At 53.6% G+C, this 21,316-nt stretch carries 19 protein-coding genes, 1 tRNA gene and 1 pseudogene; 11 read left to right on the forward strand and 10 right to left on the reverse strand.

The genetic code is table 11. The features are described from left to right. Positions 1-33 precede the first annotated feature (33 nt). Positions 34-411: a DUF423 domain-containing protein gene (locus tag M0220_RS08360; protein ID WP_030071411.1), complete on the forward strand. Its 378-nt coding sequence runs from the start codon at positions 34-36 to the stop codon at positions 409-411. Here the strand turns inward: M0220_RS08360 and M0220_RS08365 are convergent. Continuing rightward, positions 408-842, reverse strand: coding sequence for a PaaI family thioesterase (locus M0220_RS08365; protein ID WP_264019126.1), 435 nt, complete (start codon positions 840-842; stop codon positions 408-410). The two genes, M0220_RS08360 and M0220_RS08365, sit on opposite strands and share 4 nt — an antisense overlap. 67 nt (positions 843-909) lie before the next feature. Beyond that, positions 910-3,082: pseudogene (locus M0220_RS08370) on the reverse strand (malate synthase G). A 206-nt stretch (positions 3,083-3,288) separates the two neighbouring features. Here M0220_RS08370 and M0220_RS08375 point away from each other — a divergent pair. Next, positions 3,289-4,257 carry an alpha/beta hydrolase gene (locus M0220_RS08375; RefSeq protein WP_030071404.1) on the forward strand — a complete coding sequence of 323 codons (969 nt, stop codon included), beginning with the start codon at positions 3,289-3,291 and terminating at the stop codon, positions 4,255-4,257. Here M0220_RS08375 and M0220_RS08380 read toward each other — a convergent pair. Next, complete coding sequence (locus M0220_RS08380) at positions 4,254-5,762, reverse strand: YifB family Mg chelatase-like AAA ATPase (RefSeq protein WP_264019127.1); 1,509 nt, start codon at positions 5,760-5,762, stop codon at positions 4,254-4,256. The genes M0220_RS08375 and M0220_RS08380 overlap by 4 nt on opposite strands. Positions 5,763-5,848: 86 nt before the next feature. After that, positions 5,849-6,739 (reverse strand): ABC transporter substrate-binding protein, encoded by an 891-nt coding sequence (locus tag M0220_RS08385; protein WP_035536387.1) that lies wholly within the window; start codon positions 6,737-6,739, stop codon positions 5,849-5,851. A gap of 511 nt (positions 6,740-7,250) precedes the next feature. Here M0220_RS08385 and M0220_RS08390 point away from each other — a divergent pair. Further along, positions 7,251-8,582 carry a tyrosine-type recombinase/integrase gene (locus M0220_RS08390; protein WP_264019128.1) on the forward strand — a complete coding sequence of 444 codons (1,332 nt, stop codon included), beginning with the start codon at positions 7,251-7,253 and terminating at the stop codon, positions 8,580-8,582. Between the two features lie 138 nt (positions 8,583-8,720). On the opposite strand, the gene M0220_RS08395 is transcribed toward M0220_RS08390, so the two are convergent. The 4 genes from M0220_RS08395 to ispB form a co-directional block, all read right to left on the reverse strand. Continuing rightward, positions 8,721-8,969, reverse strand: a complete 249-nt coding sequence (locus M0220_RS08395; protein WP_264019129.1) for a type II toxin-antitoxin system Phd/YefM family antitoxin — start codon at positions 8,967-8,969, stop codon at positions 8,721-8,723. Positions 8,970-9,337: 368 nt separating this feature from the next. Beyond that, complete coding sequence (locus M0220_RS08400; protein WP_264019130.1) at positions 9,338-9,925, reverse strand: hypothetical protein; 588 nt, start codon at positions 9,923-9,925, stop codon at positions 9,338-9,340. A gap of 395 nt (positions 9,926-10,320) precedes the next feature. After that, a tRNA-Pro gene (locus tag M0220_RS08405) sits at positions 10,321-10,397 on the reverse strand. Positions 10,398-10,523: 126 nt separating this feature from the next. Beyond that, a complete protein-coding gene (ispB, locus tag M0220_RS08410) occupies positions 10,524-11,528 on the reverse strand; it encodes an octaprenyl diphosphate synthase (protein WP_030071398.1) in 1,005 nt (334 codons plus the stop codon). A 285-nt stretch (positions 11,529-11,813) separates the two neighbouring features. Here ispB and rplU point away from each other — a divergent pair, with 285 nt between their 5' ends. From rplU to proB, 4 genes are all read left to right on the forward strand, one after another. Beyond that, positions 11,814-12,125, forward strand: coding sequence for a 50S ribosomal protein L21 (rplU, locus tag M0220_RS08415; protein WP_030071396.1), 312 nt, complete (start codon positions 11,814-11,816; stop codon positions 12,123-12,125). A gap of 30 nt (positions 12,126-12,155) precedes the next feature. Next, entirely contained in the window at positions 12,156-12,413 is a 258-nt protein-coding gene (rpmA, locus tag M0220_RS08420; protein WP_030071394.1) for a 50S ribosomal protein L27, read from the forward strand. Between the two features lie 141 nt (positions 12,414-12,554). Beyond that, positions 12,555-13,748 (forward strand): Obg family GTPase CgtA, encoded by a 1,194-nt coding sequence (gene cgtA, locus M0220_RS08425; protein ID WP_264019131.1) that lies wholly within the window; start codon positions 12,555-12,557, stop codon positions 13,746-13,748. 61 nt (positions 13,749-13,809) lie between these two features. Further along, positions 13,810-14,970: a glutamate 5-kinase gene (gene proB / locus M0220_RS08430; protein ID WP_264019207.1), complete on the forward strand. Its 1,161-nt coding sequence runs from the start codon at positions 13,810-13,812 to the stop codon at positions 14,968-14,970. A 28-nt stretch (positions 14,971-14,998) separates the two neighbouring features. On the opposite strand, the gene M0220_RS08435 is transcribed toward proB, so the two are convergent. Continuing rightward, positions 14,999-15,988: a DUF1853 family protein gene (locus tag M0220_RS08435; RefSeq protein WP_264019132.1), complete on the reverse strand. Its 990-nt coding sequence runs from the start codon at positions 15,986-15,988 to the stop codon at positions 14,999-15,001. Positions 15,989-16,181: 193 nt separating this feature from the next. Beyond that, positions 16,182-16,658: a PepSY domain-containing protein gene (locus M0220_RS08440; RefSeq protein ID WP_030071387.1), complete on the reverse strand. Its 477-nt coding sequence runs from the start codon at positions 16,656-16,658 to the stop codon at positions 16,182-16,184. Positions 16,659-16,861: 203 nt separating this feature from the next. On the opposite strand from M0220_RS08440, the gene M0220_RS08445 reads away from it, so the two are divergent. From M0220_RS08445 to M0220_RS08460, 4 genes are read left to right on the forward strand one after another with little or no spacing between them, the layout of a single operon-like run. Further along, positions 16,862-17,239, forward strand: coding sequence for a PepSY domain-containing protein (locus M0220_RS08445; RefSeq protein ID WP_030071385.1), 378 nt, complete (start codon positions 16,862-16,864; stop codon positions 17,237-17,239). An 11-nt stretch (positions 17,240-17,250) separates the two neighbouring features. Next, positions 17,251-17,925 (forward strand): winged helix-turn-helix domain-containing protein, encoded by a 675-nt coding sequence (locus M0220_RS08450; protein WP_264019133.1) that lies wholly within the window; start codon positions 17,251-17,253, stop codon positions 17,923-17,925. Beyond that, positions 17,922-19,286 carry a sensor histidine kinase gene (locus tag M0220_RS08455; protein ID WP_264019134.1) on the forward strand — a complete coding sequence of 455 codons (1,365 nt, stop codon included), beginning with the start codon at positions 17,922-17,924 and terminating at the stop codon, positions 19,284-19,286. The genes M0220_RS08450 and M0220_RS08455 overlap by 4 nt, the downstream gene beginning before the upstream one ends. A gap of 33 nt (positions 19,287-19,319) precedes the next feature. Further along, complete coding sequence (locus M0220_RS08460) at positions 19,320-21,239, forward strand: alkaline phosphatase D family protein (RefSeq protein WP_264019135.1); 1,920 nt, start codon at positions 19,320-19,322, stop codon at positions 21,237-21,239. The last annotated feature ends 77 nt before the right edge of the window (positions 21,240-21,316 follow it).

Consider the following 21,316-nt stretch of genomic DNA (forward strand, 5'->3'; position numbering starts at 1 on the left):
GTTATAAACAGTAGTTATAAACAGGAGTAATGCATGCAGCGAGCAGACAAGCCCTGGTGGTGTTTAGTGGCACTCTCAGGCGCATTAATGGTGATATTAGGGGCTTATGCGGCTCACGGCTTAGCATCGCGTACCAGTGCTGCTATGGTCGACATCGTTGAAACCGGCGTGCGTTACCAAGCGTGGCATACGTTGGCCATGCTTGCGGTGCTGGTTTGGCGCAGCCAGGGTCCTCAGCCAGGGCAACAAATAGTGCTGGGGCTATGGGCAGTGGGTATCACAGCATTTTCAGGCTCGCTTTACCTAATGGCCCTCGTAGGGCTTAGCGTTGGTATTGTAACGCCCATCGGTGGTTTGCTGCTGATGGCAGGCTGGTTAGGCTTAGCCGTCACCGCATTGCTCAGTCGTTAGCGCGGTGGTTGGCCCGTTGGACTGTCTGGCAGCGCATAGCTCGCGGTAATATGCGCAACCGGCTTAGTGTCATCGCTGGCAGAGAAGATCTGCACTTCGCCTACCGCTAAGCGGCGGCCTAGTTTGATCAAGCGAGCATGGGCGATAATATCGTGCTCGCCTGAGGCGGCACGCAAGAAGTGGCAGTTTAAGTCGCTGGTGACTGCCATGGCTTCCGGGCCAATTTGCGCCAAAATGGCCACATACAGCGCTACATCAGCAAAGCCCATCATGGTCGGGCCAGACACGCGTGGGCCAGGGCGCAAATGCTCATAACCGACGGTTAAACGCATCGTGGCACACATTTCTCCAACGCTTTCAATTTTACCCATCCGTTGGGGAAACACCTCATCTAAAAAGTGTTCAATCTGCTCGGCAGTCATTACGGTCATTATTATTGTCCTTTATAAAAAAGCCCCGAGGCGTGCGCCTCGAGGCTGATGATACCGTAAAACGGGTTTACTTCGCTTTATGCACCTGGCGCCATGCGTGGAGTAGCGGTTCGGTGTAGCCAGAAGGTTGTACGCGGCCCTTGAAGATCAGGTCAGAGGCTGCTTTAAAGGCAGTCGAGCCTTCGAAGTCGGCGCTCATGGCTGTGTAGGTGGGGTCGTCAGCGTTCTGCTTATCAACCACTTTAGCCATCCGCTTAAGCGTTTCTTCTACTCGTGGTGCATCGACAATGCCGTGGTGCAGCCAGTTGGCGATATGCTGGCTGGAAATGCGCAGAGTAGCGCGGTCTTCCATTAGGCCGACGTTATGAATGTCCGGTACTTTCGAGCAGCCTACGCCGTGTTCTACCCAGCGAACTACGTAACCAAGGATGCCCTGGCAGTTGTTATCCAGCTCTTGCTGAATCTCTTCATCCGACCAGTTGGCATTTTCGGCGACTGGCACGGTGAGCAGGTCATCTAAGAAGTCAGGCTCGCCCTGGGCTTCCAGCTCGCGCTGAACGTCCGTGACGTTGACTTGGTGGTAGTGAAGCGCATGCAGCGTCGCCGCCGTTGGTGAAGGTACCCATGCCGTGTTGGCACCCGCCTTGGGATGGCCAATCTTCTGCTCTAGCATATTGTGCATCAGATCCGGCATCGCCCACATGCCTTTACCAATTTGAGCACGGCCACGCAGGCCACAGGCTAAGCCTACCTGCACGTTGTTCTTCTCATAGGCGGTGATCCACGCAGCGCTCTTCATATCGCCTTTGCGAACCATCGGACCAGCTTCCATGGCGGTATGCATTTCATCACCGGTGCGGTCAAGGAAGCCGGTGTTGATGAACACAACCCGAGAAGCCGCTTCAGCAATACACGCCTTCAAGTTGACGGTAGTGCGACGCTCTTCATCCATAATGCCCATTTTCAGGGTGTCGCGGCTCATGCCCAGAATGTCTTCAACGCGACCAAACAACTCGTTGGCGAACGCTACTTCTTTTGGCCCGTGCATTTTCGGTTTAACGATATACACTGAGCCTGCGCGGGAGTTACGCGGCTGATCGGCGTCTTTCTTCAGGTCGTGTAGCGCCAGCAGCGAGGTCACTACCGCGTCTAAAATGCCTTCCGGCAGTTCGTTGCCGTTTTCGTCTAGAATGGGGTGTGGTCATTAGGTGACCCACGTTGCGCACGAACATCAGCGAACGACCCGGCAGTTTAACGGTGCTGCCATCAGTGGTTTGCCAAGTACGATCAGCGTGTAGCGTCCGCTTGAAGGTTTTGCCACCTTTGTCGATGTTCTCTTCCAGGTCGCCCTTCATCAGGCCAAGCCAGTTGCTATAAACACCGACTTTATCTTCAGAGTCGACGGCAGCAACGGAGTCTTCGCAATCCATAATGGCAGTCAGTGCTGCTTCCACTACCACGTCTTTCACGTGAGCGGGATCGGTTTTACCGATTGGGTGGCTGTCGTCGATCTGGATTTCAAGGTGCAGGCCGTTGTTGGCCAGTAGGATTGCTTCCGGCGCGGAAGCGTCGCCGTTAAAGCCGATCAGCTTGCCGGAGTCTTTTAGGCCGGTTTCACGACCGCCTTCCAGGCTAACCACCAAGTGGCCGTCACGAATAGTGTATTTCACCGCATCACGGTGAGAGCCTGTAGCCAGTGGGGCAGCACGATCAAGTACGCCACGGGCATAGGCGATAACTTTTTGACCACGTTTTGGGTTGAAGCTGGTGCCTTTTTCAGCGCCATCTTCTTCTGAAATCGCATCAGTGCCGTACAGGGCATCGTACAAGCTGCCCCAGCGAGCGTTAGCGGCGTTCAGTGCATAACGGGCATTGCTGACAGGTACCACCAGCTGTGGGCCTGCTTGGACAGCCACTTCGCGGTCTACGTTGGCAGTAGTGGTTTTAACGCTGTTCGGCGCATCCACTAGGTAACCGGCTTCTTTTAAGAAGCTGCGGTAAGCCTGCATATCGCTCACCGGGCCAGGGTTTTCACGGTGCCAAACATCCAGCTTCTCTTGAAGTGCGTCGCGCTCTTCAAGCAGTTGGCGGTTTTTCGGTGTCAGCTCATGGAACAGCGCGTCAACGCCGGCCCAGAAAGCGTTTTCGTCGACGCCAGTGCCCGGTAATGCCTGTTCATTGATGAAACGGTCCAGGTCTGCTGACACCTGTAAACGGTGACGCGTGATACGCTCGCTCATGGGGTTCTCCTGTGAAGGTGCCCGTGGGATATTATCGTGCCACGGTCAGGGTAAAGGTATATTTGTGGAAAATACTTCCACAACTGCGTGGGCATGTAAACAGCCTATACCCTAAAGCAGCAAAATGCTCGACCAAATGATGAGAGCGGCAATGGTCTCCGCTGTCATTTAGCCAATGGATAGGTGGCGTTCATGGAGAGACGTTGATGCATAATTTCCAACACCTGGAAGGCTTGTTTCGGCAAGCGGCAGGCGAATCATCGCTCTCTCGGCTTAGACCGGGTGACGCGCTAACAGACGCTGTGCACGACTATTTTCGCCACTACGGCTTAGAAACGCTCTTAAACGACACCAGCGAAGTGCACGCAGGTTTTATTGATACTGGACGATTTGCTCTTTGGTGCCAAGTCTGGAGCCCACCTGTTCCCACTGGCACCGCGTTTGTCATTCACGGCTACTTTGATCACTTAGGCCTTTATCGCCATTTGCTAGGTTGTCTGCTAGCCAAAGGTTGGCGGGTAGTATTGTGGGATCTTCCCGGTCATGGTCTTTCCAGCGGCCCACGGGCTGAAATTGAAGATTTTGACGACTATCAGCACTGTCTTGTGCATTTACAGTCGACCTTGCGAACCCTGGGAATGGCACCTATGCCGTGGTTAGGAGTGGGGCAGAGTACCGGGGCGGCGATATTAGCGACTGACGCGCTTACTCGCCGAGAGGCAGCAGGCTGGGCAGGTATTGTGCTGCTAGCACCCTTAGTGCGCCCTTGGCGTTGGAGCCAGGCAAGCTGGCTTCATCTAATTGCCAGCCCCTTTCTAAAAGAGCTGCCGCGTAAGTATCGGCCTAATTCAACGGATGAACAGTTCACCGCGTTTCTGCGTGATCAAGACCCACTGCAACCCGAGCGGTTGAGTGTTATGTGGATCACCGCAATGCGACGCTGGATGCCGCGTTTGCTAGCGTTGGAACCTAATCCGTTGCCCACACTGATTTTGCAGGGTGAGCAAGACCTAACCGTAGACTGGGAGTGGAACCTAGCGGTATTGGAAGAGAAATTTCCTAATGCCGAAATCCACCGCCACCCAGAAGCCCGACACCACTTAGTCAATGAAGCCGAGCCAATTCGACAAGTCTTGTTCGATGCTTTGGATAACTTTGTCGAGAATGTTCACTAGGCTCCCCTTAACAGCCTGTCTAGCTGCCGATAGCCGATGGCTTCGATAAAGTGCGGCTGGCTGGGCTTGGGTTCGCCTTGTAGGTCAGCCAGGGTGAGCGCGACCCGCAGCACGCGATGGTAAGCTCGGGCAGAGAGCTTAAGTTTTTCCAGTACCTCCGCTAACCACATGCGCTCTTCATCGCTTAGCGCGCAGGCGGCTTCTAGGGCTTTGCCACTTAGTTGGCTGTTGAGTGCGCCTCGCGCCATCTGCCGCTCACGGGCGGCCATCACCCGATCGCGCACCGCACTGGAAGGTTCACCCTGAGTTTGGGCAGTAAGCTGTTCGGGTGGTAGAGCGGGCACTTCTACTTGCAGGTCAATGCGGTCTAATAGCGGGCCAGAAAGCCGTGCCTGGTAGCGTTGAATCTGGCTGGCGCTGCACTGACAGCGCTGGCGTGGGTCACCCAAATGGCCGCAGGGGCAGGGGTTCATGGCGGCTACAAGCTGAAACCGTGCTGGGTAACGGCGCTCGTGACTGGCGCGAGATAAATGTATTTCCCCCGTTTCCAGTGGCTGCCGTAAAACTTCTAATACGTTGCGGGAAAATTCCGGCAGCTCGTCTAAAAACAGCACGCCGTGGTGAGCAAGGGAGATTTCCCCAGGTTTGGGCTTTGAGCCTCCTCCCACTAACGCGGCGGCGCTGGCGCTGTGGTGGGGTTGGCGAAATGGCCGCTGGCCCCAGTCTGCTTCCAGGGGCAGACCACATACCGAACGCACGGCAGCCACCTGCAGCGCATCGTCTTCGGAAAGCGGTGGCAGAATGCCCGGTAAGCGACTAGCGAGCATGGTCTTACCGGTGCCCGGTGGCCCTGCTAACAGCAAATTATGGCCACCAGCGGCCGCTACTTCCAACGCGCGGCGCGCTTGGTGCTGGCCGCGCACGTCGGCTAAGTCGGCCATGGGAGCCGTGGATCTCACCGAGGCAGACAGTTGGTGGGGCGGGATTTTCTCTTGCCCTAGCAAATGAGCAACGACCTGCCAAAGGGTGTCGGCTGGTAGAACGGGCAAATCACCCGCTAGAGCAGCTTCATCAGCGCAAGCGCGGGGAATAATCAGTACTTTATTGGCGCGCCGTGTGGCAAGTGCAAAAGGCAGTACGCCAGGCACGGCGCGTAGTTTGCCATCCAGCGCCAGTTCACCAGCGCACTCCATGCCTTCTAGCGCATCCACTGGGATTTGGCCGGAGGCGGCCAGAATGCCGAGCGCTATCGGTAAATCAAAACGACCGCCCTCTTTGGGCAGATCGGCGGGTGCAAGGTTGAGGGTAATACGTTTGGTGTTGGGGAAATCAAACCCAGCATTGATGAGCGCGCTGCGCACCCGCTCGCGGCTCTCTTTGACGGCGGTTTCTGGCAGACCCACCAGTGTTAGCCCAGGCAACCCATTAGCTAAATGGACCTCAACATGCACGGCGGGTGCTTCCAGCCCCACGCCGGCGCGTGTGGCCACAATGGCTAGTGTCATGGCGCTCCCTCGCTAGTTTTAAATTCCTGACGTAACCCTACGTTAACTGGAACGTTTAAAAATAGCGTGCACCCTGAAAGACAACCTTAGTTAACAATTAAATCAGTTATTTGAGTTGTGTCACGTGTCACAAGGGCAGCGGACAGTTCCCGAGCAAAGCGCTGGGCAGAAGGGAGTGCTCCAAAGCTCCAGACCGGCGGTAGGTGCAATAGCTGGGCGTTCTTTACACTGGGTAAATGCTGCCATAAACCGCTGCTTTCGAGCTGTGACGCAACGCCTTCAGGAAGCGGTTCGATGATGGCAAGCGTTGCCTCTGGGTAGCGGGCTAGGGCTTCAATCCCGACTAACGAAAAGCCCCAGGCGTTGGTCGGCTGATCCCAGGCGTTAGGCAGTGCTAGTTGCTCTAGGACGGCGTTGTAGAGGCTGCTTTCCCCAAACACTCGGACATGGCGGGCATCCATAAACTGCACTAGGAGTAATGGTGCGCTCTCGGGAAGCTGGCCTCGCAATTCAGTCATTAGAGCCCGAGTGTTGTTGATCAGCCTTTCTGCCTGGGCGTCACGGTCGGTTAGTTCACCCAGCTGGCGCGTCAGTGTTTGCATCTCCTGCCACGTATCGGTCTCCGGCGAATAGAGCGAAAAGGTGCTGACAGGCGCAATTCGCTCTAGTCGGGGTCTTAATCCGGCAAACATAGGAGATATCAGTATCTGTTTCGGAGGCGCTTGTGCTAGTAGTTCCAGGTTAGGCTGGGAACGTAACCCCATGTCAGTGGCGCTACTGGGTATCCGAGGCTCGCTGACCCAGGTGTGGTAATCGCTGTGCTGGGCAACGCTGCTGACAGGGGCATCTATTGCCAGTAATGTTTCTGCAATGGTCCAGTCAACGGTTGCCCACTGAGCATGGCTAACAGCCGATAACAGTAAGCCCACAACAAGTACAGCGCTGTGTAGGGTATGTCGTAGGGGAAAACGGCACATAGGATCCAAACCTGGCAGTAAGTGCGCTATTTAAACGAGTCTCTTTATCAATTGCAAATAGCAATACTTAAAAACGAGGCTAAGCTGGTGGCGGTCAAGAAAATCACGCGTGTTTGGCCGTTTGGAGCCTATTTGTCACTTAGGCGTGTCAACTAGAAAAAGCACAACCAAAAACGGCCACTCGCTGTATTAGCTAAGTGGCCGTTTTTGATAGTGTTCTTTGGTCGGAATAGCAGGATTCGAACCTACGACCTCTGCCTCCCGAAAAAGCGCAACTGCAAGCGAGTTTGTTCCCGAAAATAGGCATATTTTTCACAAAGAAGCGCCTAAAATCGAGGATTGAACAAAAAATTGAACGCCTAATTATCTTTGGCATAGGCTATTGGACATACCATCCGTCCAACGTCTCAGTATGCATATTGAGCCTGCTGGGACAGTTAGTGGACGGCTAAATCGACCCGAAGCAAGTGCATCGTGTCGTTTAGACGTCCCGCCTGCTGAGGGCTTATCAATGACTCGGAAAGTCATTTCTCGACGTATTACTGAATCTGCTATACAGGATGCGCGAAAGAAAGAAGTGTCAGAAATTAGAGACACACTGATCATGGGGTTCTCTTGCATGCTCAGTCGTGATCAGGCGGTGATTTCCTTCTTCTATCGCTATCGTTCTAAGCTCGAACAAAAGCGTCCTGTAGTGAAGGTGGGTAGGTGGCCCAGTGTTTCAGCCGATATTGCTAGAGAAGTTGTAACTGGCTGGGTGGCTGATATTGCTAAAGGGAAAGAGCCACATATTGAGCGTGAGAAGCAACGCCAAGAGATAAAAGAGCGTCAAAAACATCAAGTATCTTGCATGACGTTAGCGGAGTTTTGGGATGGCCACTATCGAGAGCACTTGCTTCGTAACAAAAGCGGAAGCGGTGATTTGGATCGGCTGAAGCGAGACTTCAGTATTTGGCGTGATCGCTCTCTGAGAGAGCTGAAGAAACTTGATCTGGTTACTTGGCAGATAGCTTGTGAGAAAAGAGGTTTGGCGCATTCATCAATCAAGCGCTCATGGAATGTGCTGCGAGCAATGCTTAACTATGCGGTGGAAATGGAAGTGATTGATCGCAACCCGCTTCAAGGGGCAAGATTGCAACGACCAGGAGCCGTTGAGAGTGATGGGAGCCCTGTTCCGGTTCGTCGAAGAGTGCTTCACCAGAAGGAAGTGGATGGTCTGTTCCGAGGCCTTCAGCTTTACACCGAAGAGCGAAAGCAACAAAGACGCCATTCACGCACTAAGGCCAGTAAGCAATATTTACCTGATCTTGATAAAAAGACATATGCCGATCATGTAGTTCCCTTCATGCTTTGCATTTATTACGGAGGCTTTCGACCTGGAGATATGTTTAGTTTGCGTTGGGAGCATGTTGAAAACGACTTTACACTTATCACCAAGGTGCTTGATAAAACGGCTCACCACGGCAACAAGGTTCAGTATTTTCCCCTCTCGGAATCTTTAACCAGAGTGCTGAAACTGTGGTGGGAGGATCAAGGGCTACCACGGAAAGGTTATGTATTTTCATCGCCGAGGTTTGCCCAGGGGGAGCGTATGCTTGCGAGCAGTGCGATGCGAAAGCCGTGGTTGAAGATTAAGAAATTTGGTGGGTTACCTACAGAGCTAGACATCTATTCGCTCCGCCATAATTTCGCATCTCAGTTGGTCATGGCCGGAGTTGATTTGCCGACAGTGAAGAGTCTGATGGGACACGCCAGTATCGAGACGACAGTTAAGCACTATGCTCATTTGAGACAGGATCATCTACAAGAAGCGCTGCGGACATTGGAATCTGAGAGAAGCTAACGGTTAGTCTTTCCACAAACTGATATAAGCGGCGGTCCTTAATGGGCCGCCTGCGCTATCCTCTAAACTCAGGCATAGGCAATCGCCGGAGATTTAGCTAATGCCACTTCCTAACCTATAGTCGTAGGTTGAAACAACTCAACCGAGATTGTCTTTATAAAATTCCAGCAGCTCTTGGCCCACAAGAGGTTCGTCCCAACCTTCAGTGACTTGAATCTCGTCCTTCATAGCACCTAGTAGCTGCTTTAGGCGCGCCGGAGGCTTCTCGCACGGAACGAGCCGAGCAACAGGCTTACCATGCTCCGTTATTATAATCTCTTCACCCTCCACTGCTTTTTGAGCGAGTAGGGAGAGCTTCTTTTGAGCCTCGTTGATATTAATGTGCATAGTGACTGCCCCTGTGTAATCAAGGCAACTGCATCTGTTTCTTGGGGGGTCACGTAGCAATGAGCCGGTTTTTAGAAGCGTTGCGCATGATTGAGAGTATGGCATACAGTGAAAAGTAGTGTGTCTAACTCTAGACCTACCACCTTCATAGAATTAAGCAGCGTTGGCATGAAGTGAAAATAGGTAGCCTAAGCGCTCGGTTTCGGCAATGAGCCTTCAACTACCCTAAGCTATATCTACTACGTGGATACTTACGCATTTATGGCCAAGACATCTACAGGAAAAGCAGCGAGGGCTAGGCCATACGTAGGGAATAGGAGATTATCTGCTAACCACTAGCTGATGAGTCCTAAGTTTGCTCAACATTTTTACTGAGAAATAATTCCTCTTGTCATCTCCATATATTGATCTCTTATGCAATGGTAGAGCCCTTTATAGTCAATATATTCACCTAATCCAGGCATGACGTTGTCGAGCTCTTCTTTTACGTTGATTAAGGTGGGGGAATCAATATCTACTTTGTAAAATGAAAAGCAGCTATTTAGGGCTGCGCGTCCGATCCCTGGCTGATTAGCGTAGTCGCTAGAAAAATCAGATACCCTTGATTCATACCGGCTTCTTTCAGCACTGCATTCTTGCAAGCTGCCTTCACTACATGTTGCCTCGTCCATAGCGTGAAAAAGAAGTGTCCGTAGGAAGCAGGAATTGGGAATAGGAGTTTCTGAACAGCTTGTTAATATTATGTTGCAGTCACTATCCCCCATGATGTGGCACATCTCTGCAATGTTATCGGAGAGTTCTTTATCTCGCATAGCAAGCTCATCAATATCTATTTCAAAATCAGTGTGGGGGAGCGTGCCAATCTCTGATGCCTGAGATAGAGCCGGAAGTGTCATTGTCAGAACGGCTAGGCTCAAGGCAGATAGACTTATAAATCCTTTGAAAATTAATGGCATTTTTGTTCCTAAAGTTGGCTACAGCCACTTCAATTTGCATGTGATCAGGGAATAGAATCTCGAATAAGACTAATAGTTCTTAAAGATTATCCTGTGGATGCTTTCGACAGCAACCCTGCTTACTTGCGATGAGGTGTGGGAGGTTCTAAATTTATATTTGGCTGTGCCAGATAGCTGGGGTGCCAACTTGGGTTCAAAGTCTTGACCGGATTTTTGGCTTTCTGAAGCTCTGTTTTGCTGCTGTCGTGAGGAAAGTGACGAAGAAACAAAAAAACCGACCTGATAAGGTCGGTTCTTTATAGAAGACTTAGACAATCTGGACAGATTGTGGACTGGTAGTCTGTATTTCGGACTATAAAATAAACAATTGCTTATCATCTAAGTCTTTGAATTCTTGGTCGGAATAGCAGGATTCGAACCTACGACCTCTGCCTCCCGAAGGCAGCGCTCTACCAAGCTGAGCTATATTCCGAAAGTTGTTGAAACAGTGCCGTTAAAAACGTGCCGAGCAGTGCTTAACAACGGAGCGAATCATACGCAGGCGAAGGGTTTTTTTCAAGTCTCTTTTTACGCGCTGCATTGCTTTGTAGTGCTGACTTTATGCTTTGCGATCAACCGCTAACCGGGCGATATTCGCCATGCTATCGCGGTAGGGGCTGGGCGGTAGGGCATCTAGTTCGGCCAGGGCTTTATCGGCCATCTCAACGGCTCGTGCGCGGGTGTACTCCAGCGCGCCGGTGGCGTTGATGATCTCAAGCACGTCGTCGAGCTGTTCCAGCCCGCCTTTGCGAATCACTTGGCGGATTAACTTGGCTTGTTCAGGCGTGCCGCGTTCCATGGCATGTATCAGTGGTAATGTCGGTTTGCCTTCTGCCAGGTCGTCGCCGACATTTTTGCCCATGGCCTCGGCATCGCCTTGGTAGTCCAGCAGGTCATCGATGAGCTGGAAGGCGAGGCCTAAATAGCGGCCGTAATACTGCAGGGCGCGCTCTTGCTCAGGGGTGGCATCGGCCAGCACGGCACCGCTGTGGGAGGCGGCTTCAAACAGCATCGCTGTTTTACCTTGAATGGTTTCAAAGTAATCCGCTTCAGAAATGCTCGGGTTACCGATATTGGTGAGCTGCAGTACTTCGCCTTCGGCAATCACGCAGGTTGCGCCGGACAGAATTGCCATAATGCGCATTGATCCTACGTCCACCATCATTTGGAATGAGCGCGAATAGAGGAAGTCACCCACCAGTACGGATGGTGCGTTACCCCAGGCATCGTTGGCGGTTTTTTTGCCACGCCGCATGTGCGACTCATCGACCACGTCGTCGTGCAGCAACGTCGAGGTGTGCATAAATTCGATCAGCGTGGCGAGGGTGATGTGTTTGTCGCCCTGATAGCCCAGTGATCGGGCCGCTAGCAGCACGAGCAAAGGACGCAGGCGCTTGCCGCCGCTTTCAATAATATATTGGCCGATGGTTTCTACCAGCGGCACCTTGGAATTCAACTGCGCAACAATGGTGCGGTTTACGGCGTCAAAGTCATCGGCCACCACGGCGTGCAGCGGTGAAGGCGTTGGGCTGGCAGGCGGGGTTTGAGAGACGTTGGCTGTCATGGGTTCCGTTCATCGCGGGGTGGGGTAGTTGGGGCCATGCTATGGGGCTGCCTGTGAGGCGTCAAGGTAGCGATAGGCGTTCGTGGCGCGGTGTATGATTGACAATGCCCTATGGTCTTGTGGTAAGCAGTGATAGTCGCTATAATTCGCGACCCACTCATCATGCTCCCTGTCAGATGGCTGCCAAAAGGGGCGCCACTCGCAGCAGGTCGATAAGAGCGGAAGGCGATGAGCGTTGGTTACGCGGGGCGTAACCGGCATTAACGACAAGTCCGGAGAGGCGACATGTACGCAGTTATTAAAAGCGGTGGCAAACAGTACCGCGTTCAAGAAGGTCAAACCCTCAAGCTCGAAAAAATCGAAGTCGCTACCGGCGAAACGATTGAGTTTGATGAAGTGCTGCTGGTTGCAGACGGCGATGACGTCAACGTTGGCGCGCCTTTAGTAAGCGGCGCTAAAGTGTCTGCTGAAATCGTTTCCCACGGCCGTGGCGATAAAGTAACGATCATCAAGTTCCGTCGCCGGAAGCACCATATGAAGCGTCAGGGCCACCGTCAGTGGTTCACTGAAGTCAAAATTACTGGAATTTCTGCGTAAGCAGCTGATTTCCTTTAGGAGGATTTTGCAATGGCACATAAAAAGGCAGCCGGCTCCACGCGTAACGGTCGCGATTCCGAGTCCAAACGCTTAGGTGTGAAACTCTTTGGTGGCCAAGCGGCAACTGCGGGTAACATCATCGTTCGTCAGCGTGGCACACGTTTTCATGCTGGCACTGGCGTTGGCTTAGGCCGTGATCACACGCTGTTCGCTTTGAACGACGGCTTCGTGAAGTTCGAGACCAAAGGTCCGAACAACCGTAAATTCGTTAGCATCGTTTCTGCCTAAGCAACACTTGTTGCGCAGGACGAAGATGACGAAATAAAAGCCCCGCCATGGCGGGGCTTTTTTGTCTTTTCGATCCCTTTTGCCCGTTACTAACGGGTGAGATATTGCAGTTAGGGCGGCGGAAGCGGCCGGGAGAATCCAATGCAGTTCGTCGATGAAGCCTCAATTATTGTTGAGGCAGGTAAAGGCGGCAATGGCTGTCTGAGCTTTCGCCGCGAAAAATATGTGCCCAAAGGTGGCCCCGATGGTGGCGATGGTGGCCATGGTGGCAGCGTCTACCTGATTGGTGACGATTCCCTAAACACCTTGATTGACTTCAAGTTTCAACGCTTTTACAAAGCTGAAAATGGCCAGGGCGGTATGGGCCGCCAGATGAGCGGTAAAGCCGGTGAAGACCTGCATGTGAAAGTGCCGGTGGGCACCACGGTGATCGATGAAGATACCCTTGAGGTGATCGCCGATGTCACCGATATCGGTCAGGTGGTATTAGTGGCCGAAGGTGGTCGTCGTGGTTTGGGTAATATTCACTTTAAATCTTCGACCAACCGTGCACCACGGCGCACCACGCCGGGCACCGAAGGCGACCGCCGCAACCTGCGCCTGGAAATGAAGGTCATGGCTGATGTCGGCCTGCTGGGCATGCCGAATGCAGGTAAGTCTACGCTGATCCGTTCGGTATCTGCGGCCAAACCCAAAGTAGCGAACTATCCGTTCACTACCCTAGTGCCTAACCTGGGTGTTGTGAAGCTGGGTATGCATGAGCACTTTGTGATGGCCGATGTGCCAGGGCTGATTAAAGGTGCTTCTGATGGCGCTGGCCTGGGGCTACGTTTCTTGAAGCACCTGACCCGTACGCGGCTACTGTTCCATGTGGTGGACGTGGCGCCGTTTGACGAGTCGGATCCGGTGGAGGCGGCCCAGGCGATTATTCACGAGCTAGGTCAGTTCTCTCCGGCGCTTTCTGAACGGCCGCGCTGGCTGGTACTGAACAAGTTCGATTTGCTGCCGGAAGAGGATCGCGAAGCTCGCGCCCAGGCAATCATTGACGCGCTGAACTGGGATGGCCCGGTGTTCCGTATTTCGGCCATCAGCAGCGACGGCACTGACAAGTTGGTACAGGCGGCGTACCGCTGGCTAACCGAGCAGCAGCGCTTGGAAAATGAAGATGAAGAAGCCCACGCCCGCGAGCAGGAAATGCGCCGCCGCATGGAAGAGGAGTCGGTGGCCCGTACCGAAGCGCGTCTTGGCCGTCGCCGTAAGCGTGACGACGACGATGAAAATGACGACGACTTTGACGATGATGATTACGATGTCGAAGTAGAGTACGCCCCGTAACCGATCCGTCGGCCGAATGGGGAGCGTCAGCAGGGTTGACGGATTTAATCGCGTGAGCGGGATGGCTTGGGAGAGTCGCGACGTGGAAAGCAATGAGCAGTTGCCCGGCCGTGAGGCGTTAAGCGGAGCCCGTCGGGTGGTGGTGAAAATTGGTAGCGCGCTGCTCACCAACGATGGCCGTGGTTTGGATGAGGCGGCCATTGGCGGCTGGGTTGACCAGATTGCCACGCTGCACCAGCAGGGCAAAGAGGTCGTGCTGGTCTCTTCTGGCGCAGTAGCGGCGGGCATGGTGCGCCTAGGATGGCAGGCGCGCCCTAGTGCCGTTCATGAGCTTCAGGCGGCCGCGGCGGTCGGCCAGAACGGCCTTACCCAGTGCTATGAGCAGCATTTTGCTCGCCACGGTATGTTAACGGCTCAGATTCTGCTTACTCACGATGACCTTTCTAACCGAAAGCGCTATCTCAACGCATTGTCGGCGCTGCGTACCTTGGTTGAGATGCGCGTGGTGCCGGTGATTAACGAAAACGATACCGTGGTCACCGACGAGATTCGCTTTGGCGATAACGATACGCTTGGCGCACTGGTGGCTAACCTGTTAGAAGCCGATGCGCTGCTGCTGCTCACCGATCAGGAAGGGCTGTTTGACGCTGACCCTCGTCACGATCCCAATGCTCAGATGATTGCTGAAGGCCGTGCCGACGACCCGCGCTTAGCCGCTGTGGCAGGCAGTGGCGGTGCTTTGGGGCGCGGTGGCATGAGCACCAAAATTCGTGCTGCACAGCTGGCTGCCCGCTCTGGCGCGGTTACGGTGATCGCGAGTGGCCGTCAGCCGGAGGTTATTTCCCGCATCATGGCAGGTGAAGCGTTGGGCACCCTGTTGCGCCCAGACCAAGCGCCCATTGCTGCTCGTAAGCGCTGGCTAGCAGGTCAGTTGCAGGTGCGTGGCACCTTGGTGCTGGATGCCGGGGCGGTGAATGTGCTGCGTGGCAAAGGCTCTAGCCTTTTGGCGGTGGGCGTACGTGACGTGCAGGGCAGCTTTAAGCGCGGTGATATGGTGCTGTGCGTGGATGAGCAGGGCGCACGCGTGGCCAAAGGATTGGTCAACTACGGTGCGGATGAAGCCCGTCAGCTGGCGGGCCAGCCGAGCCACCAGATTGAAGCCATTCTGGGTTATGTGGAGGCTCACGAGCTGATCCATCGCGATAATCTGGTGGTTGTTTAACGAGATAGTTGCCTAACGAGATGGCTGTTTAACCGCGCGCACGGGGTGGTAGCGGCACTTGGCGTGGCCAGTCATTGGGGACAATGATAAGACGCTCCATTTGCTGTTTCTTTGTTTCTGCCTCCGAGTCGTAGAGCATCACCTGCTGTGGCCCGTAGCGTTCAATCAGCGGCATTACCATGGCCATTTCCTCGTTGGCTGGCTGAAAAGCTGCCTGTTGGGGTGGCGCCAGCCAGTGAGGTTTTTCTAACCACGCCATGTGTAATGACTCGCCTTTTTCGGCCGCAAGCGCTGGCCAATCTTTTAAATAACACCACTTACCACGCCGATGATCGACCGTTGCCCCGATGGGCGGTGGCATTGTCGTGTGCCAGGGGTAAAACAACACGCCGGGCATGGCTAGGCGCTGTGTCAGCGGATAATGGGGTAGTGCATGGCCGAGATCTCTAGGGGATAGCCATTGGGCGATGATCGCTTGCGCGATGGCAGTGCTCGACATCGGCAACTGATGATGGCGAAGATGGCTGCATTTCAGTGCTAGGCTATCTAGCCCGCCAGGGCCAATCCAGCGGCTTTGGCTGGTGGCATCTCCAGGGCCTTCTGGTAGTCCAAGGTAGAACTTTATCGCTACTTCCAGATGGATAGGGTTGGGGTTATTCCGCGTTCGATAGAGCATATCCAACTCGCCCAGGGTATTACGCCGCTGGGTAATGCGCAGGTTCTTGGCGAGCAGTCGAGTGTTAGGTGCGTTATCTAACATTAGGTGCCACAGTCGCTCATGGTAGTGCCCCATGCGCGTCGCCAGCTTGCCATCTAGCGCATTCACCAGTGATGAAAGACTCGCCAACCAGTCATCAACTGAATCTACTAAGCCAAGCTCCTGGCGTGTTGGCCTGCCTGAATAGGTAATAGGTCCCGATAGCTCAATTACATCAGCCGTGACCAGCAACCACGCAAGGTCACGCAGTACTGCGTGTTCTAAACGGTCGCTTACGCCCTCGTCGGTGGTGGGTAGCAAAGGCATCTCCCTTGGTTACATACGTCTATGCTGAGAGTACGCATTAGGTGGCTAATGGCTATGTTATGCACATTACAATGCGACGTTAACAACGTCCTTTACAAGAAATCCTTTACAGTGCTAACACAAAAAAGCGGGCCGTGAAGGCCCGCATGATGTTTTGCGTTAGTTAATGCCGGATTGTGCTATTCAGTTAATCGCGGTCAATTTCGCTCACTTGAAAGGAGCCTTGGCGCAGACTGATTTCTAGTTCACGGCCATTTTCATCACGGCCTTCAACATCGATCATGCCGCTTTTATCAATGTCGATATCTTCAAATTCGACCATGCCTTCTTGGCTCGCTACTTCTAATGCCTGGCGGATATCATCTTCGCTCATGCCCCAGGCACCGGTAATTAGGCGCTCACGCTCTTCTTTTAGTGTTTCGCCACTATCGATGGAAAATTCAATGTCAGCGTACCATTCGTCGTCTAGCCAGCCTTCTACCTCGGCGCGGCCACGACTTTTAATACTGATCTCTTCGTAATGGGTGAATCCATAGTCAGTGGCATGGGTTAGTACACTATCAATCTGATCAACGGGTAACGAGTCAGCTTGCACGCTACCTGCAGCTGCAGTGAGCAGCAACGCGGAGGCCGGAATCAGCAACATTTTTTTCATAGCGTTCATGTCAAATTCCTTCTTGGTTTGTTGAATGACTTGGTTTGTTAAATGACTTGGTTTGTTAAATGACTTGGTCTGTTGAATGAGACAGCATTCGCAGTAAGACAATGAAGTTATAACACCGCGGTTCTTTCCGTAAGCTGACAAAGCCGTTCATCTAACGTTCATGTTGCCTTTGGCATTCTAGTAGAATGAATAAAATGCCCCTCATGCCAACCCTTTCACATTATTGGCAGCGTCTGCCACACATGCGCTTGTGCAAGGTGGTACCTGTGTGCGTCGTTGCAACGGTGTTTGCCATTGCACTGGCCGGTAGTGCCGCCATTGCTGACCAGCACTGGGAAACGTTGCACAGTGAAGTGCGGCGCGGAGACGTCGTGCCCTTAGAGTCCATCCTAGATTGGTTGGAGGCTAATTATATCGGCGAGGTAATAGAAGTAGAGATAGAGCGTGAGGATGGCCATGTGGAGTATGAGATCAAGCTGCTGGGTGCTCAAAATCAAGTGGTTGAGTTTGAGTTTGATGGCCATAGCGGGCAGTTAATGAAAATAGAAGGTGTGCGCATTAATGAGATGCGCCGCCAATAAGGTAGCTATTCATGAAGTGTTTACTGGTAGAGGACGACCAGGCGCTCGCCCGCGAGCTTATTCAAGCGCTACGTGAGGGCGATTGGCTGGTAGAGCATGCTGAAAATGGTCAGGAAGCAGATTTTCTGGTGCGCACGGAAGCCTATGACACGGTAATTCTCGATGTGGGTCTGCCCGATGGTGAAGGCACACGTTGGCTCTCTGCATGGCGTGAAGATGGTATTGATCTGCCAGTACTGATTTTAACGGCACGCGAGCGCTGGGCGGATAAAGCGGCGGGCTTTACCGCAGGGGCCGATGACTATGTGACGAAACCCTTTGAACCTGCCGAGGTTCTGTTTCGGCTGCGTGCTCTGGTGCGCCGTAGTCATGGTCATGCCCATCCCGTTCTGAAAGTGGGTGAATTACGCTTAGATACCCATACCCAGCATGTCACGTTGGCGGGCCGGCCGGTTAGCATCACTGCTCAGGAAACGCGTCTGCTCAGCTACTTAATGCATGCTGCTCCTCGCGTGGTTAGCCGTAGCGAGCTCTCTGAACATGTTTATGACCGTGATCATGAGCCCGACTCCAACGTGATTGATGTTCAAGTGAGCCGGTTGCGGCGTAAATTAGGTGCGTGGCGGATTGCCACGTTGCGTGGTCAGGGATATCGCTTACTGGCTGAAGAGCCCACCGGCGCATGAGGTCAGCAATTACCCGCTGGGCCCAACGTTGGTCGACCCGTTCGATTACGTTGCGTCTTCTGCTAGCGGTACTATTAATGGTGTTGCTAGCGTTGCCATTGGCGGGCTGGTTGCTCACCCATCATTATCGTACGTCAGCCATACATGCCTTTGATGAACGCTTGGAGACAACGCTGAATGTGATCATTGCGGGCGTTACCTTTGACCCGATCGACCAGCAGATAAGTTTCGATCGATCACTGGGTGATCCGCGTTTTGAACAGGTTTATTCCGGCTGGTATTGGCAAATTACCGACCATGACCACCTTACGAAAACGTCGCGCTCGCTGTGGGATCAGCGCCTACCGGTTATCGATAATAAAAACGTATCGGCTCGCACGTTGAGGGGCCCGCGAGGCCAGCAGTTGCGCATTGTCGAGCGAGACATTTATCTTGCCCCGTTGGAAACCCCGCTGCATGTTAGCGTTGCCGCCCGTGACAACGCGTTGCGAGAAGATATTCAACAGTTTCAACAAGCTTTATGGCTAGGGCTGGGGGGCCTGGGTGCGCTGTTGCTAGGCGTGCTGGCATTGCAGGTGCGCTGGGGTTTGGCGCCGCTGCGGCGTATGAATGTTAATTTACGTGAGGTTGAGCAGGGGACGTCTGAACGGCTTGATACGCATTTACCCGATGAGCTAGCCATGCTGGCGGAGTCAATGAATGCCGTGCTTGCACGTGATCAGCGCTTAATTGAACGAAGCCGCCATACCGCAGGCAACCTTGCTCACGCGTTAAAAACCCCGCTGAGTGTTATGCGGCTACTGGTCAAGCAATTACCCAGTGAAAGCCGCGCTCATTGGGAGGTTGAGCTTTCGCGCATCGACAACGCGGTGCGCCACCACTTAGCGCGGGCATCCGCTGCTGGTGAGGGTGCGCGTTTCGCCCCTATTACTGTGCAGAATACGCTGGCGGCGTTGATTGCTGGACTTACGCGTCTGGCGCAGCGACGTCATATTCGCCTGCGGCAAAACGTAGACAGCAGCATGCGCGTCCATATGGATGGGCAGGACCTTCAGGAAATCGTCGGTAACCTGTTAGACAACGCACTTCGCTGGGCGACAAGCGAGGTAAGCATTGGCTTGCAAGCCGATGGTCAAAGGCTGTTACTGCGGGTGAGTGATGACGGTCCGGGTATGTCTGCACAGGAGTGCCAAGCTGCCGTGCAGCGCGGGAAACGTCTCGATGAGCAACGTTCTGGTAGTGGGCTTGGTTTAGCCATCGTGACGGATCTTGTCGCGCTGTATCAAGGGCAAATGCACCTGCAACGCGCCGAAGCAGGTGGATTGGATGTGGTTATTGAGTTACCTGTAGTTGCTCGGTAGTCACTATGCATGACCTAACCAAGAGACAATGACATGACGCAAATCGCCAAGACATTGCCAGACGTGCTGGTGGGGCCACTGCTGCGCCGACTTTCGCCTTCGCGGCTAGTACTGTGGCTAGTCGCTTCGCGTCCGCTAACGATGCAGCTGGTACTTTACCCTGAGCAAATGGGTGCCCAGACGTACCCATTGGATAAGTCGCATCAATGTGTGGCGATTGGTCAGCACGCCTATATTCATTTTATTGACCTGAGTTTGCCGACCGCGCTGCCCACCGATGAGCGAATTGCCTACGACCTGCAGGTGCAGAATACGCAAGGCGAATGGCAACGCTTGCCGGATTGGGCTCCCTGGTTATGTCATGAAAGCGAGATGTACCCAGGCTTTGTATTGGCCTCTCGGCATCATCGGCTAATGCACGGTTCGTGCCGTAAGCCTCATCACAACAGCGCCGATGGCTTGGTGCGGGCAGATACATGGTTAGCCGAACGCCAATCAACTCCAGAAGAGTGGCCAGCTTGGCTGCTAATGACCGGAGACCAGGTATACGTTGATGACGTTGCCGGCCCGATGCTGCGCGCCGTGCACGCACTGATTGAGCGTTTGGGGTTGGTAGATGAGCAGTTGGAAGGAGCCACGGTAGATGATAGCCAAGCGCTTTACTCCGCCCGCGAAAGCTATTATCACCGTGAAGCGCTGTTACCGGATGTGACCAGTAATGCTGCGCTACGGGAGCGTTTCTTTGGCGGTGTTAAAAAGCCCGTATTTACCTCCGCCAATGCGCAAAACCACTTGATGACACTGGCGGAAATGCTCGCCATGTACTGCTTGGTATGGTCCCCAACGCCATGGCGACTCATTGCCGTTGCCCCCCCTGTACTGGGCAACAAAGAAACTGATGCCTACCAGCAAGAGCAGGTGGTGATTGATGACTTTGTTGCCGGGTTGCCTCAGTGTGCAAGGCTAATGGCTCACATTCCCAGTCTGATGATCTTTGATGACCACGATGTCACCGATGACTGGAACTTGACGGCTGACTGGGAGCGTTGTGCCTACGGCCATCCGTTTTCAAAGCGAATTATCGGCAATGCGTTAGTGGCTTATTTATTGTGCCAGGGATGGGGCAATGCGCCGGATAAGCTTAATCCGCTGTTGCTTCAAGCCTCGACACTCTTTGAAGGGGATGGCCCGCTTAATGCGAGCGTCCAGGATAATTTCATTGAGCGATTACTCCGCTTTCAGGGTTGGGAGTACCAGGTGCCTGGCACGCCTGCCCTAATTGTGCTGGATACGCGTACCCGCCGTTGGCGCAGCGAACATAGCCCTAACCGCCCTTCGGGTTTAATGGACTGGGAAGCGTTGATGGAAATGCAGCAGGCGTTATTGGGTACTGAAAGCGCCGTTATCGTTTCTCCTGCCCCGATGTTTGGGGTCAAGCTGATAGAGATCATTCAAAAGCTATTTACCCTAGCGGGCAAGCCGTTGGTGGTGGACGCTGAAAACTGGATGGCGCATCGCGGGGCTGCCAATGTGCTACTGCATATTTGGCGACACTCAAAAACGCCAGGTAACTACGTGATTTTATCTGGTGACGTCCACTATTCGTTTGCCTACGATATTGTTGTACGCCGACAAAAGCAGGCACCACACCTTTGGCAAATCACCTCCAGTGGGATCAAAAATACGTTCCCCAAACAGCTGCTGAATACGTTCGACCGCTTGAACCGTTGGCTCTATGCGCCGTTATCGCCGCTCAACTGGTTTACCAAGCGCCGCAAGCTGAGCATTCATCCCCGCGACCCTGACCGGGCCAGCGCCGGAGAGCGGCTATGGAATGCTAGTGGGATTGGGCTGGTAAGCCTGGATGAGCAGGGCTACCCGACGGATATTCGCCAGCTAGACGTCGATGGCGGCGATGTGGTGTTTCCGCCCCCCGAGCTCTCTCGTTCTTAGTCGGCCGCTGTTGGTTGTCTTGTCATACAAACGACACAGAAATGTCGCACGATTGCTGCCCGAATGCTTTCCTGATG

Origin of the sequence: Halomonas qinghailakensis, from assembly GCF_025820815.1 — a bacterium.
GTDB lineage: Bacteria > Pseudomonadota > Gammaproteobacteria > Pseudomonadales > Halomonadaceae > Vreelandella > Vreelandella qaidamensis.

Bases quoted from the DNA above. Each gene is read 5' to 3' on its own strand.
- M0220_RS08455 (WP_264019134.1), top strand. From the start codon at position 17,922: ATGAGGTCAGCAATTACCCGCTGGGCCCAACGTTGGTCGACCCGTTCG.
- M0220_RS08460 (WP_264019135.1), top strand. From the start codon at position 19,320: ATGACGCAAATCGCCAAGACATTGCCAGACGTGCTGGTGGGGCCACTG.
- M0220_RS08440 (WP_030071387.1), bottom strand. From the start codon at position 16,658: ATGAACGCTATGAAAAAAATGTTGCTGATTCCGGCCTCCGCGTTGCTG.
- ispB (WP_030071398.1), bottom strand. From the start codon at position 11,528: ATGACAGCCAACGTCTCTCAAACCCCGCCTGCCAGCCCAACGCCTTCA.
- rplU (WP_030071396.1), top strand. From the start codon at position 11,814: ATGTACGCAGTTATTAAAAGCGGTGGCAAACAGTACCGCGTTCAAGAA.
- M0220_RS08385 (WP_035536387.1), bottom strand. From the start codon at position 6,739: ATGTGCCGTTTTCCCCTACGACATACCCTACACAGCGCTGTACTTGTT.
- proB (WP_264019207.1), top strand. From the start codon at position 13,810: ATGGCTTGGGAGAGTCGCGACGTGGAAAGCAATGAGCAGTTGCCCGGC.
- M0220_RS08375 (WP_030071404.1), top strand. From the start codon at position 3,289: ATGCATAATTTCCAACACCTGGAAGGCTTGTTTCGGCAAGCGGCAGGC.
- M0220_RS08390 (WP_264019128.1), top strand. From the start codon at position 7,251: ATGACTCGGAAAGTCATTTCTCGACGTATTACTGAATCTGCTATACAG.
- M0220_RS08360 (WP_030071411.1), top strand. From the start codon at position 34: ATGCAGCGAGCAGACAAGCCCTGGTGGTGTTTAGTGGCACTCTCAGGC.
- rpmA (WP_030071394.1), top strand. From the start codon at position 12,156: ATGGCACATAAAAAGGCAGCCGGCTCCACGCGTAACGGTCGCGATTCC.
- M0220_RS08450 (WP_264019133.1), top strand. From the start codon at position 17,251: ATGAAGTGTTTACTGGTAGAGGACGACCAGGCGCTCGCCCGCGAGCTT.
- M0220_RS08400 (WP_264019130.1), bottom strand. From the start codon at position 9,925: ATGCCATTAATTTTCAAAGGATTTATAAGTCTATCTGCCTTGAGCCTA.
- M0220_RS08395 (WP_264019129.1), bottom strand. From the start codon at position 8,969: ATGCACATTAATATCAACGAGGCTCAAAAGAAGCTCTCCCTACTCGCT.
- cgtA (WP_264019131.1), top strand. From the start codon at position 12,555: ATGCAGTTCGTCGATGAAGCCTCAATTATTGTTGAGGCAGGTAAAGGC.
- M0220_RS08445 (WP_030071385.1), top strand. From the start codon at position 16,862: ATGCCAACCCTTTCACATTATTGGCAGCGTCTGCCACACATGCGCTTG.
- M0220_RS08380 (WP_264019127.1), bottom strand. From the start codon at position 5,762: ATGACACTAGCCATTGTGGCCACACGCGCCGGCGTGGGGCTGGAAGCA.
- M0220_RS08365 (WP_264019126.1), bottom strand. From the start codon at position 842: ATGACCGTAATGACTGCCGAGCAGATTGAACACTTTTTAGATGAGGTG.